At 45.5% G+C, this 11,860-nt stretch carries 14 protein-coding genes; 6 read left to right on the top strand and 8 right to left on the bottom strand.

What is annotated here, in order from left to right; translation table 11 throughout:
• The 3 genes from VB714_RS12755 to VB714_RS12745 form a co-directional block, all read left to right on the top strand.
• The coding region (locus tag VB714_RS12755; protein WP_323224705.1) for a heme-copper oxidase subunit III at positions 1–581 on the top strand (581 nt) is incomplete at its 5' end.
• A 394-nt stretch (positions 582–975) separates the two neighbouring features.
• Positions 976–1,887, top strand: a complete 912-nt coding sequence (locus VB714_RS12750; protein WP_323224703.1) for a heme A synthase — start codon at positions 976–978, stop codon at positions 1,885–1,887.
• 82 nt (positions 1,888–1,969) lie between these two features.
• On the top strand, positions 1,970–2,878 hold the full coding sequence (locus VB714_RS12745; protein WP_323224701.1) for a heme o synthase: 909 nt from the start codon (positions 1,970–1,972) through the stop codon (positions 2,876–2,878).
• An 84-nt stretch (positions 2,879–2,962) separates the two neighbouring features.
• Here the strand turns inward: VB714_RS12745 and hetR are convergent, their stop codons facing one another.
• From hetR to VB714_RS12720, 5 genes are all read right to left on the bottom strand, one after another.
• Entirely contained in the window at positions 2,963–3,862 is a 900-nt protein-coding gene (gene hetR / locus VB714_RS12740) for a heterocyst differentiation master regulator HetR (protein WP_416309670.1), read from the bottom strand.
• Between the two features lie 216 nt (positions 3,863–4,078).
• Positions 4,079–5,218 carry a geranylgeranyl reductase family protein gene (locus VB714_RS12735; RefSeq protein ID WP_323224697.1) on the bottom strand — a complete coding sequence of 380 codons (1,140 nt, stop codon included), beginning with the start codon at positions 5,216–5,218 and terminating at the stop codon, positions 4,079–4,081.
• A 9-nt stretch (positions 5,219–5,227) separates the two neighbouring features.
• A complete protein-coding gene (frr, locus tag VB714_RS12730) occupies positions 5,228–5,776 on the bottom strand; it encodes a ribosome recycling factor (RefSeq protein ID WP_323224695.1) in 549 nt (182 codons plus the stop codon).
• Positions 5,763–6,485, bottom strand: a complete 723-nt coding sequence (gene pyrH, locus VB714_RS12725; RefSeq protein ID WP_323224693.1) for a UMP kinase — start codon at positions 6,483–6,485, stop codon at positions 5,763–5,765. Before pyrH ends, frr begins: the two co-directional genes overlap by 14 nt.
• 151 nt (positions 6,486–6,636) lie before the next feature.
• Positions 6,637–7,194 carry a thioredoxin family protein gene (locus VB714_RS12720; protein WP_323224691.1) on the bottom strand — a complete coding sequence of 186 codons (558 nt, stop codon included), beginning with the start codon at positions 7,192–7,194 and terminating at the stop codon, positions 6,637–6,639.
• 169 nt (positions 7,195–7,363) lie between these two features.
• On the opposite strand from VB714_RS12720, the gene VB714_RS12715 reads away from it, so the two are divergent.
• Entirely contained in the window at positions 7,364–8,560 is a 1,197-nt protein-coding gene (locus VB714_RS12715; RefSeq protein WP_323224689.1) for an HhoA/HhoB/HtrA family serine endopeptidase, read from the top strand.
• Here VB714_RS12715 and VB714_RS12710 read toward each other — a convergent pair.
• The 3 genes from VB714_RS12710 to VB714_RS12700 all read right to left on the bottom strand — a co-directional run bounded on the left by VB714_RS12710 (position 8,546) and on the right by VB714_RS12700 (position 10,257).
• A complete protein-coding gene (locus tag VB714_RS12710) occupies positions 8,546–8,668 on the bottom strand; it encodes a hypothetical protein (RefSeq protein ID WP_323224687.1) in 123 nt (40 codons plus the stop codon). The genes VB714_RS12715 and VB714_RS12710 overlap by 15 nt on opposite strands.
• A 221-nt stretch (positions 8,669–8,889) precedes the next feature.
• Positions 8,890–9,138, bottom strand: coding sequence for a hypothetical protein (locus tag VB714_RS12705; protein ID WP_323224686.1), 249 nt, complete (start codon positions 9,136–9,138; stop codon positions 8,890–8,892).
• A 72-nt stretch (positions 9,139–9,210) separates the two neighbouring features.
• Complete coding sequence (locus tag VB714_RS12700; RefSeq protein ID WP_416309669.1) at positions 9,211–10,257, bottom strand: LysR family transcriptional regulator; 1,047 nt, start codon at positions 10,255–10,257, stop codon at positions 9,211–9,213.
• A 222-nt stretch (positions 10,258–10,479) separates the two neighbouring features.
• On the opposite strand from VB714_RS12700, the gene VB714_RS12695 reads away from it, so the two are divergent.
• Both VB714_RS12695 and VB714_RS12690 read left to right on the top strand, forming a co-directional pair.
• Positions 10,480–11,193 (top strand): NnrU family protein, encoded by a 714-nt coding sequence (locus VB714_RS12695; RefSeq protein ID WP_323224682.1) that lies wholly within the window; start codon positions 10,480–10,482, stop codon positions 11,191–11,193.
• A 64-nt stretch (positions 11,194–11,257) separates the two neighbouring features.
• Positions 11,258–11,626 (top strand): thioredoxin family protein, encoded by a 369-nt coding sequence (locus VB714_RS12690; protein WP_323224681.1) that lies wholly within the window; start codon positions 11,258–11,260, stop codon positions 11,624–11,626.
• Positions 11,627–11,860 lie beyond the last annotated feature (234 nt).

Raw genomic sequence — 11,860 nt, 5'->3', positions numbered from 1 at the left:
ACGGATCGAAACCCCCAGAAGCCGCTCATGAAGAACATGATTTTAGAACTTTCGGGCTGCTGGTTTTCCTGATTTCTGAATCTTTAATGTTTGCGGCCTTATTTGTCTCTTATCTGATTTACCGTTCATCTCATTTAACTTGGCCTCCTGAAGGAACAGAAGTTGAACTTTTGCTTCCCACCATTAACACCATTATCTTAGTTTCCAGTAGTTTTGTCATTCATCGCGGCGATACGGCGGTTAAAAATAATGATGTCTCTGGATTGCGTTTATGGTATGGTATTACGGCTTTAATGGGTGCTATTTTCCTCGGCGGTCAGGTTTATGAGTATTTAACTTTAGGATATGGTCTGACTGAAAACGTTTTTTCTAACTGTTTTTATATTATGACCGGATTCCACGGTTTGCACGTTTTTATCGGCATTATGCTCATTTTAGGTGTTGTTTGGCGATCGCGCCGTCCCGGTCATTACCACGCCCACAAACACACCGGAGTCGAAATGGCGGAAATTTATTGGCACTTTGTCGATATTATCTGGATTATTCTTTTTGCCCTGTTGTATATTTTGACACTCTTTTAAGATTGCCGAAAATCCACCCTAAACAGGAAATTTTCTGTAGCGAGAGGGACATTTTTATTGTTTCTTCCTTCTTCCTTCTGTAGCGACGTTGCGTGCAACGTCGCTACAGTATTTCAGGTGTTCGTGTTAATAAAGGTTTGTGGGAACTGGATTCTGTATAATTTTTGGCGATCGCCGTAGATTCTTAATTATTTTTTAATCTTTTCGTAAACTTTTTTTAAGGTTTGCCATTAGCAATCTGAAGAATACTTAAAGTCAATCTAGCAATTGCTGGAATTTCGTTAAAGTCGTAAGAAGGTGAGCCAATACTCTCATCAACCCTCAAGAAACATCCTCTTGCTAAAAAGAAGGAGCGATCGCTCGTTATTGATGAATTTTAAAGTAAAAAACACCCATGACCGAATCAGTTCTTAAACCATCAATTGCCCCACTTTCCCCTCAAGTGCAAATTCGCCGCTTGGTGTGGAAAATCGCCATTGCTACCTTTCTATTGATGGCGGTGGGGAGTACCACGCGGGTGATGAATGCCGGGCTGGCCTGCCCTGACTGGCCTCTCTGTTATGGACAATTTTTGCCCTTTGAACAGATGAACCTACGAGTGTTTCTAGAGTGGTTTCATCGCTTAGACGCAGCCATCGTCGGGTTTAGCGCGATCGCCTTAGCCGGGTTGTCCTGGTGGTGGCGATCGCAACTGCCTCGCTGGTTGCCTTACGCTTCAACTTTTGCCCTGGGATCGATTCTCGTTCAAGGTCTACTCGGGGGACTGACGGTGACGGAACTCCTACGATTTGACGTTGTCACCGCCCATTTAGGAACCGCTTTACTCTTCTTCTGTACTCTATTGGCGATCGGTGCCGCCTTGATGCCCTATAACGCAACAGGAACAGGAAAATATCTCTCTGGTTTGGGTCTGGCCGCCGCGATCGCCATTTACCTGCAAAGTTTGTTAGGGGCATTAGTCGCCTCTCAATGGGCATTACATCAGTGTTTGTGGGGTTCCCACCTTTGCGCCGTTATGAACAGCCATTTGCTCGGAGTCATCCCCGCCACCCTGACGACAGTAGCCGCGATCGTCTTTGCTTGGCGCACCCCAGCCCTCCATCCTACCCTGCGAATTCTGGCAAATTCTGCGGCGTTTTTAGTCTTACTGCAAATTTTATTGGGAGTTGCGACCTATCGCTTTCGGTTGCAAGTAGAAATCTTGACGATTTCCCATCAGGCGATCGGGGCAGCATTACTTGGAGTTTTAGTCATGTTTTCCGTGTTGGCTCGCCGTAATGTCACTCAATCTCAATCATTCTCTTAGCGCGGGAGAAACCAATACAGGACAATACTCCCACTAAAATCATTTTTTCTCACCTTGCACGTTATTTATTTAGGAAATGAGTATGTTAGGAACAAGTTTGCCTTCTCGACACGAGAATTTTCGGGAAGTTTGCCAAAGTTATCTTCAACTGACGAAACCTCGTATTATTCCTCTGTTGTTGATTACGACAGCCGCCGCTATGTGGATGGCGGGTAAAGGACAAATCGATCCGATTTTATTACTCATCGTCTTACTTGGTGGGACTTTAGCCGCCGCTTCTGCTCAAACTTTTAATTGTGTTTACGATCGCGATATTGACTATGAAATGTTACGGACTCGCAAGCGTCCCATTCCTTCTGGTCGAGTTCAACCCCATCATGCTCTCATCTTTGCTATTATCCTAGGGTCTTTATCTTTCTCTCTATTAGCATTATTTGCTAATTTAGCCAGTGCCTTTTTAGCCATGTCTGGTATTGGGTTTTATATGATCGTTTATACGCGCTTTTTGAAGCGATCGACGGTTCATAATATTGTCATTGGCGGGGCAGCCGGATCGATTCCTCCTTTAGTGGGTTGGGCAGCAGTAACGGGGGGTTTAAGTTGGGCTCCTTGGTTACTTTTTGCGATTATTTTCCTCTGGACTCCTCCTCATTTCTGGGCATTAGCATTAATGATTCGGGATGACTACGCGCAAGTTAATATCCCCATGTTGCCTGTCATCGAAGGAGAAGAAGAGACGGTAAAACAAATTTGGCTTTATACTTTAGCGGTTGTTCCTTTTACTTTCTTCTTAATATATCCTTTGGGAGTTTTGGGCTGGATTTACGGCGCGATCGCGGTCATTCTCAATGCTATTTTTGTTCGCAAAGCATGGCAACTCAAGCAAAATCCCTCGGATAAAATTTTGGCAAAATCTCTCTTTAAATATTCCATTCTCTACATGATGTTGTTATGTGCGGGAATGGTAGTCGATTGTTTGTTTCTAAGCTAGGTTTTAATTGACCCCATTTCATTAAATACAGAAAACGCAAAGATTTACTCTTCGCGTTTTTTGCTGTCTTGGAGAGGCGATCGACTAATCTTCCTTGTCTCCAAACACCATCTGTAAAATCATGGATTTACCTCCCTTGCGGTGGTGTTTATCCGCCCAAGTGCGAATGACTTCATCTAAATCCGCTTTTGCCGCCGCTAGATTTTCTTCGGGAATGTCTAATTCTTCCAATAAACGCATTACATTGGGTTTTTCCTCTGCCCAATCTCGCATCATACGAAAATAACGAGCAGTATCTTCTACCATCGTATAAGTGCGCTCTTCTCGTCCTACAGGAGAATAGGTGGGACGAGTGAGAGCATAAAAAGGCAACCCCCAAGAATTGTCTACTCTCATCACCGTTCCCGAGTAAACCAAGCGCCGTTTAATATGTTCTGCCAATGCCTCACTCATAGACATTCGCCTTTCTTCAGGCAATATTTCTTGAGAACGTAAGTGAAGAAATTCGATCAACTCGAAAAATTGAAACGAGTTGATTAAGAGGGCATCCGGTAGATTATCCGGAATTTTGGCTTCAATATTCTGTTTTTGATCTGTTGTCAAACTGGTGGACTCAATCCGCGATCGCCCTTTCTGCCAAGGATATTTTTCTAACCAAACATAAGGAAATTGAATCAGATAGCGGGGTTCTTGGGACCCTAATGTTTTTAATAACTTGCCCTCGGCGATCGCCTGTCGAACCTCAGCTACAATTGCTTTCACCCGTTTGGGTTCGATATGATGCAAATGTCCGGTCATGCGAATATTTTCGCTCTGTTCGACAAACGTGGTATAAATCGCGCACTTAGCCGCCGTCGCTGCTGCATCCAGGAAGGCACCATGTCGATGGCCGCTTGTCCGCATGGCGCTAAAGGCTAAGTAAAACATGATCTGATCCATTGCACTCGGGCTGAGGGTTTTGATCAGATCGACATCGGTTTTCATTTCTAGAGATACTGACATTATTCGGAATTTGGAAATAACGTGACCTTATCTACGATTGCTACAACACTGAGCCTGAGAGCTTCATTTCCTCTGTTGTCCTCTCTTGGCTGGGGACACCCTAATGTCAAAACGTTGTTTTGTATTTTTCCATTATAGTCGGCTCAAGGCAATAATTTTGCATTTTAAGATGACAGAGGGCAAACCGTCAAAGATCGCTTATTTTCCCAGTTTAAAAAACTTTTTGAAGATTTTAATCACTTGTTCCCCCACATCGGAATAACGCATCTCGCCACAGAGAATTTGACTCATGATTTTAGCGGCAACAGGACGTTTAACTCCAATTTTGTAAATTTGAGAAGACATTCCGGGGATATTATATTTGTTATAGAAAAAATCCCCCCAAGTTTTAGCATAACCCATATCTTTTCCCCATTCTTCTTGCAGGATTTGTGTATAGTTTTCTAAGGCATTATTATCTCCCGCCAAAGAATTATCGATGGCTTCTGCGGCACGAAGACCACTCAATAAAGCTGGGCGAATTCCTTCGGCAAGGAGAGGATCTGCCAAGCCCGCAGCATCTCCCACTAACAGGGAATTCTGCTGATGAAAGACACGCTCTTCACTCCATAAAACCGTCGGACAGTCATAATAAGTGAATTGACTTTCATCGAGATTGAGTTGTTTGGCATAATTGAGCAATTGTTTTTTGACTTCTGAGTTTTTTCCCGATCCTCTCATGATCGCTGCACTGGCGGTATGGGAACTACCTTGGGGAAAGTCCCAAATAAAGCCTTTTTTGAGAGAACCAAAGTCAAAATGAACCGCATCGGGAGCATCGGGGGGCGTGTTAATCTCCAATACTCCACCCGGACGAATTTCTCGCTCTTCAAAGCCGAATAATTGGGTACAAATCCCTGTGGCACCATCGGCACCGATCGCGTAGGTGGCTTCTAAATTGCCCCCGGTGGTGCTAACTTGCCAAGCCGTGCCGTTAAAGTTGAGAGCAGTTACTTCTGTCTCATCTCGAATCTCTGCACCCAATGCTTGAGCTTGCTCCAATAAGAGGCGATCGAGGACATCTCGCTTAACCATCCACATCGGTTCCGTATTGAGGTTTGCGGCAACGCGATCGCCATGCTGCCAGGTGAATTTAACGCCATCGACTTTAGCGGCGATCGCGGGACTAAAATCAAAATCAAACCATTGGGCAACAACGGGAGAAACACCGCCCCCACAGGGCTTATAACGGGGGAGTTTGGCTTTTTCTAACACCACTACCCTGCGCCCTCGTTTAGCGAGATGATAAGCAGCAGATGCTCCCCCAGGTCCGGCTCCAACAATAATACAATCCAGCATTTAGATTCCTCAAATCGTCGTGATGTCTTTCTCTTTAGCCGCCAAGATTTTATCAATTTCTTGATTGTATTTATCCGTCATTTTTTGGATTTGTTCTTGTAAATCTCGGGATTCATCTTCGGAGAGGTCGTGTTTTTTCTCCTGTTTTCGGACAGACTCGATCGCATCCCGGCGAATATTACGAATACCCACTCTGCCTTCTTCCGCCAGTTTTCCCACTTGTTTGACTAATTCTTTGCGGCGATCGCTGGTGAGAGGGGGAATATTCAAGCGAATATTTGCACCGTCGTTATTGGGAGTCAATCCGATGTCTGAGAGGGTAATCGCTTTTTCGATCGCCCCCATGCTGTTTTTATCGTAGGGCTGAATCAGAATCGTGGTGGCATCGGGGGTGCTGATGTTGGCCACTCCTTTGAGAGGTGTTTCCGCACCGTAATATTCCACCGTAATGCGATCGAGGAGTTGCGTATTGGCGCGACCCGTGCGGATAGTATTAAAGTTGCGTTGGGTTGCTTCAACGGTTTGGGTCATGTGGTCTTCAATTTCAGTTAATTTCACAGTTGCCTCCTACCAAGGTTCCAATTTGTTCCCCACTCACCGAGCGAATAATATTCCCATTGACGGAAAGATCGAAAACGATGATGGGGATGTTATTTTCTTTACAAAGGGCGATCGCGGTGCCGTCCATTACCCTTAAGTCATGGCTTAAAACGTGGCCGTAAGTCAAACTCTTATAACGTCGCGCCTGGGGATTTAATTTCGGATCTGAGTCGTAGATGCCATCGACTTTAGTGGCTTTAAAAATCACCTCAGCTTCGATTTCGGCGGCTCTGAGGGCGGCGGTGGTATCTGTGGTAAAAAAGGGATTACCAGAGCCTGCGCCAAAGATGACCACCCGCCCTTTTTCGAGGTGACGAATCGCCCTTCTGCGGATATAAGGTTCGGCAATTTCTTGCATGGCGATCGCCGTTTGTACTCGGGTGGGGATTTCCATTTGTTCGAGGGCATCTTGTAAGGTCATGGCATTCATAACCGTAGCAATCATACCCACATAATCGGCGGTGGCTCGATCCATTCCGGCGGCAGAGGCTTTAACCCCTCGGAAAATATTCCCTCCTCCGACTACTATGGCAATTTGTATGCCAATTTTGACGACTTCGGAAATTTCCTTGGCGATATCTGCAACAACTTGAGGATCGATCCCATAACCTAAATCCCCCATTAAGGCTTCGCCGCTCAATTTTAGTAAAACCCTTCGGTATGCCATCGGTTTTTTGCGACTTTACTTACGATTTTGACTGGATTGGCTCGTTTGATTTGCCTCAATTACTATACAGGCAATGGGGAAAGTGTGGGGAGTTGGGGGAGTGTGGGGAGGGTGGGGAGGGTGGGAAGTGGGGGGGGAGTTGGGGGAGAGTTTAGGCTTCGCGCCATTTTAGGGGAGAACCGACTAGGGCAGTTTTTGCGGGGGAAATGGGCTTATTTTCGAGGAGAGCGGCGATCGCATTACGAAGATAATGTTTGGTAACGGTTTGGGGAGATTCTGGGCAGTCGTCGATCGCCCCCCGATAACAGATAATGCCGCTTTTATCGACTAAAAAAACTTCGGGAGTTCCTTCCACCTTGAACCCCAAGGCCACATCTTGAGAAGGATCGCGCAGATAAGGAAAATTTAAGGTTTGCTCTTGAGCAAAGATTTTCATTTGCTCAAAATTGTCAGAGGGGACTCGATCGGAATCGTTAGCGTTAATGGCCATCAGGGAAAAACCGCGATCGCCAAATTCCCCTTGAATTTGTTTGAGGCGATCGAGATACAGTTGGACGTAGGGACATTCATGGCTAATGAAAGCAACCCCTAAACCCTGCAATAGTTCGAGGGAAGAAGCGAGATGATACACTTCTCCATCAATGCCAGGCAACTCAAAATCCGGAGCATAGTTCCCGATTGTACTTGCTGATGTTTGTGTTTGGGTCACGATTTTGCCTCTGAACCTACCGATCCCAGTGTATCAAGATAAATCCTCTTCTGCTGGCCAAAATCTGACTTTAGCATTGTGCGAAAATCTCGCGCTAACATCGATAAGGTTAGAATTTTGTTTAAATTCTGCAATTAGTTTCTTAATTGAACGTTATAACGATATAACGATGCGTTTTTCAACAGCCATGCAAAGATTTGCTACCCATTTACTCGCATTAATCCTGGGGGTGGTCTTGACGTTTGGGACGTTGCGCGTCTCTTCTTCCCAAGCAGATCCCGCCCCGATCGCCGTATCTCCAGTCGAAAATTCTGGCACCCTCGTTGCCCAACTGACTCCCTCCAGTCAAGGCAGTTTCGTCACCAAGGCGATCGCCCAAACCGGGGCTGCGGTAGTTCGCATCGATACGGCACGAACGGTGGAAACCCGCCGCCCTCCTATGTTTGAAGACCCTTTTTTTCGAGAATTTTTCGGCGATCGCTTTCCCGAACAAATGCCCCAAGAACGACGCGTATCGGGTCAAGGGTCTGGGTTTATTATTGACACAAATGGCATTGTTCTCACCAATGCTCATGTGGTCAGTGGAGCAGATGAGGTCAATGTTACCCTACAAGATGGTCGCGAATTTGAGGCGACAGTATTGGGATCGGACCCCGTGACGGATTTGGCGGTGGTGAAAATTAAGGGGGCAAGCAATTTACCCGTAACTCCTTTGGGGGATTCCGATCGGATGCAAGTAGGAGACTGGGCGATCGCGGTAGGGAGTCCAGGAGGATTAAACAATACCGTCACCTTGGGCATTATTAGCACATTAGATCGTCCTTCTTCTCAAATCGGCATTCCCGATAAACGCCTCAATTTCCTGCAAACCGATGCGGCGATTAATCCTGGTAATTCTGGAGGACCTTTGTTGAATGCAGCAGGGGAGGCGATCGGCATCAATACGGCGATCCGCGCCAATGCGACAGGAATTGGCTTTGCTATTCCCATCAATAAGGCCAAGGAGTTAAAGGATATCCTTGCGGCGGGTAAGGAGGTTCCTCACCCTTATGTAGGCATTGAAATGCGAGATATTACGCCGGAATTGGCGAAACGCAGCAATGAAAATCCCAATTCAACCTTTATCATTCCGGAAGTAGAAGGAGTTTTAATTTGGCGGATTTTGCCCGATACTCCTGCGGCTAAAGCGGGATTGCGTCGTGCTGATATTATTGTTGAAATTGATGGTAAGCCTGTGAAAAGCGGGCTAGAAATTCAAAATATTGTTGAGGAAAGTCGCATTGGTCAATCTTTGACCTTTAAGGTTCGGCGAGGTAATGATTCTCTCAATATTGCAGTCAAACCCGCTCAATTACAAAATCGCTAAAGGATGACAAAATTCCCCTATGTAGGGGTTTGGAGACCAAACCCCTACATAGGGGACGATCGCAATTTGTTGAGGAGGTGGTGGCAAATTAATTGGTGCATCTGCCATCACTTGTATAACACTTTGAGAAGTGGTTTTGATTGAACTAGAAACCCATTGGAAACGGCTAAAATATCAGCTTCGTTTTGCATGGATGCAACCATATTTTTGCACTTGATATCAAATCCGGTTAATGGGTATAACAAGCGGGCAAGGTACCCGCACTACTGTAATTATTGAATATTATCGTAGTGGGAGCGTCTCGCTCCCTAGATTTTTAATGATAGTATTCATGCGGATTTGATATGAGGACTTGCGATCGCCTTATCTTGCCAATCTTGTTCGCTATATTCGCCAATTTCTTCGATTTTACCTCCATCGGGACTAACTGCCCAATAAATTGCCGAGGCTTTTCCAGAAAGGGCGATCGCCACCAGCATTCCTCCTAATTTTTGGGCTACTCCTTGCACGTAGTTGGGATCGCCACCAAAGGGACCGCCAAAACCGTACATTTTTTTCAATTCCAACTGTTTATTCACTCTAAAAATGCCCGAGAATAAAGCACAACTCTCGTTTCGAGATGCTTTGCGATCGCCCTACTTAAGTTTCCGTCAAGTTTCCGTTGATTCCGATGTCAATGAATTTAACTCACTTTCCTCTTCTCTCGCTTTAGCTGCTTTCTCGCTGGCTTTAGATACTTTATCCTGTTGCGGTCGCCCGATTAAAGCGAAATCCTTATGGGTAGAAAACTGAGGTAAAATCTCCCGAATGAAAGCCTCGGCAGCTTTAGAACGGTAGCGCGTGGGATTGATAATTACAGAAAGAGTGCGTTTCACCGTAACGCCTTCAATATTGACGCGGTGCAGGATTTTCATGCGTAATTCCTTTTCGATCGCAGAAATAGAGACAAAAGCGGCACCTAAACCCGACTGGACAGCATTTTTAATCGCTTCGATGGAATTGAGTTCCATTTCAATTTTTAACCGCTTGGGGTCAATATCCGCCGTTGTCAGAACGCGATCGATCACCTTGCGGATCGTCGATTGAGAATCGAGGGCAATAAAATTAAGTTTATAAAGGTCTTCTCGCTGAATAATGCCCAATTTAGCAAAGGGATGGGACAAGGGTAAAATTAAAGCCAGTTCATCTCGAGCATAAGACTTGATTTCGAGTATCTCTTGTAACTCTGAAGGTACTTCACCGCCAATAATCGCCAGATCGACTTGACCATTAGAAACACTCCAAGAAGTACGACGAGTGGAGTGAACTTGCAACTGCACCGATACATCGGGATAATGTTGGCGAAATAGACCGATCATGCGGGGAAGTAAATAAGTTCCCGTGGTTTGGGAAGCCCCCACGATCAGAGTTCCCCCCTGCAAATTCTGCAAATCTTCGATCGCCCGACAGGTTTCTTGACACAAACTGAGAATTTTTTCCCCATAATTGAGGAGAAGATGCCCCGCTTCTGTCAATTGTGCCTTGCGTCCGCCGCGATCGAACAGGAAAACCCCCATTTGCTTTTCCAGGTTCTGCACCTGTAAGCTGACGGCGGGTTGAGAGACATAAAGACTATCTGCAGCCCGCTTAAAACTCCCCTCAGTCGAGATGGCTTTGAGGATGCGAAGTTGGTCGAGGGTGAACGGAATTTCCGACATAATACCCAAAGAGAAAATAAAGGGCTTGGGGACTCCAACACTCACAGTCTGATTCAACGATCTGATTTAATCAATTTATATGTTAATCTTGCGCTTGTTGCGCGTCCCCTGTTGACCTTGACAGTATCACAACAGGGTAACGGTTAAGCTGAGAATCATTAGGTTTACTTAACCAAGTCCAAGAAAACCTAGCCTTCAGTGGATTATTAAAAAACATTAAAAATGAGGGATTCATGGTTTAGCGCCAGTCACGGGATAATGTTAGCACTGCTGTTCGGGTTTGCGATCGCCCATAGCGGTCTAGCCGCCCTGCGAGGCTGGGGGGAAGCTAAAATTGGTGCGAGACTCTATCGGGTTTTCTTTGCCCTCGTCAGCATTCCTTTCGCGACGGTATTAATTATTTATTTCTTTAATCATCATTACGATGGTTTGATTTTGTGGCAGGTGCAAGGCATTCCAGGCATCAAGGCAGTTGTTTGGAGTCTCAGTGCGATTTCTTTTTTCTTTCTCTATCCCGCAACTTTCAATCTTTTGGAAATTGCTGCTATCCAAAAACCAGAGATTCATCTTTACGAAACAGGAATCATTCGCATTACTCGACATCCGCAAATGGTGGGACAGGTTATCTGGTGTATTGCCCACACTCTTTGGATCGGCAGTACCTTTACACTATTGACTTCCTTGGGGCTAATCGCTCATCATGTCTTCGCGGTGTGGCATGGCGATCGCCGTTGGCATCAACGTTATGGGGATGAGTTTCTCAAAGTTAAAGAACGAACTTCGGTCATTCCCTTCCGTGCTATCCTCGAGGGTCGTCAAACCCTACAATGGCAGGAATTTCTCTGTCCTGCCTATTTAGGAGTCACCGCCTTTATCGCCCTGCTTTGGTGGGGACACCCATGGTTGATCGCTGTCACGGCCAGAGTTCCCTGGTAGCTATTTCCCCCATAACATTTTCTGGTAATGAATCGCAATTAGATGTAGCATGAATTGCATAACAATGCCCGCTTTTAAATTCCACAAGAAGAAAATGCGCCATCTCTGCGAATTCGATTTTAACCAGCACGTTTTAGCATCCGCACAACCCGTTTTGGTTCATTTTTGGGCACCTTGGTGTAAATTGTGTCGAGATATTGAACCCACTTTACTCAAGTTTCGAGAGGAAAGTCATCAACCGCTTAAACTGGTTAAAATCAATGCCGATGAAAATCTTAAACTTGTTAACACCTACCGTTTAAAGATTTTGCCCACAGTCCTTCTGTTTTCCGAAGGAGAGGTCATTCATCGTCTTGAAGGTTTTCCGGGGCGAGATGAGCTAGAACGGATGCTATCAGGTATGGTAATGAGTCCTGTTCTCACCTCTGCCTAATGGAATTAGGGAAGAGATGTAGATAAATAACTAGCAAGTTGAGTTATTGAGTGAATACACCCGCTCATCATCCTTCGGATAGATGAGGGGCTTCACTCTCCCATAATGTAGAGAGAGTGACGGGCATTCTCCGTTTGTCTGAGGAACTTTTGCCATCAGACAACTGACAACCATTTCTGTGCGCCAGTTTGCGTTTCCAAGCCCAATATCTCGCACCAATATTTTGAGAACCAT

It is taken from the genome of Spirulina sp. 06S082, assembly GCF_034932145.1.
Lineage (GTDB): Bacteria > Cyanobacteriota > Cyanobacteriia > Cyanobacteriales > Spirulinaceae > CCY15215.
This window is presented reverse-complemented; position numbering and strand designations above follow the sequence as displayed.

What these genes read in the sequence shown, in the direction of transcription:
- VB714_RS12735 (WP_323224697.1), bottom strand. Translation starts at nt 5,218, where the DNA reads ATGCTGGATTGTATTATTGTTGGAGCCGGACCTGGGGGAGCATCTGCT.
- VB714_RS12695 (WP_323224682.1), top strand. Translation starts at nt 10,480, where the DNA reads ATGAGGGATTCATGGTTTAGCGCCAGTCACGGGATAATGTTAGCACTG.
- hetR (WP_416309670.1), bottom strand. Translation starts at nt 3,862, where the DNA reads ATGAAAACCGATGTCGATCTGATCAAAACCCTCAGCCCGAGTGCAATG.
- pyrH (WP_323224693.1), bottom strand. Translation starts at nt 6,485, where the DNA reads ATGGCATACCGAAGGGTTTTACTAAAATTGAGCGGCGAAGCCTTAATG.
- VB714_RS12750 (WP_323224703.1), top strand. Translation starts at nt 976, where the DNA reads ATGACCGAATCAGTTCTTAAACCATCAATTGCCCCACTTTCCCCTCAA.
- VB714_RS12745 (WP_323224701.1), top strand. Translation starts at nt 1,970, where the DNA reads ATGTTAGGAACAAGTTTGCCTTCTCGACACGAGAATTTTCGGGAAGTT.
- VB714_RS12700 (WP_416309669.1), bottom strand. Translation starts at nt 10,257, where the DNA reads ATGTCGGAAATTCCGTTCACCCTCGACCAACTTCGCATCCTCAAAGCC.
- VB714_RS12710 (WP_323224687.1), bottom strand. Translation starts at nt 8,668, where the DNA reads ATGGCAGATGCACCAATTAATTTGCCACCACCTCCTCAACAAATTGCG.
- VB714_RS12715 (WP_323224689.1), top strand. Translation starts at nt 7,364, where the DNA reads ATGCGTTTTTCAACAGCCATGCAAAGATTTGCTACCCATTTACTCGCA.
- VB714_RS12690 (WP_323224681.1), top strand. Translation starts at nt 11,258, where the DNA reads ATGCCCGCTTTTAAATTCCACAAGAAGAAAATGCGCCATCTCTGCGAA.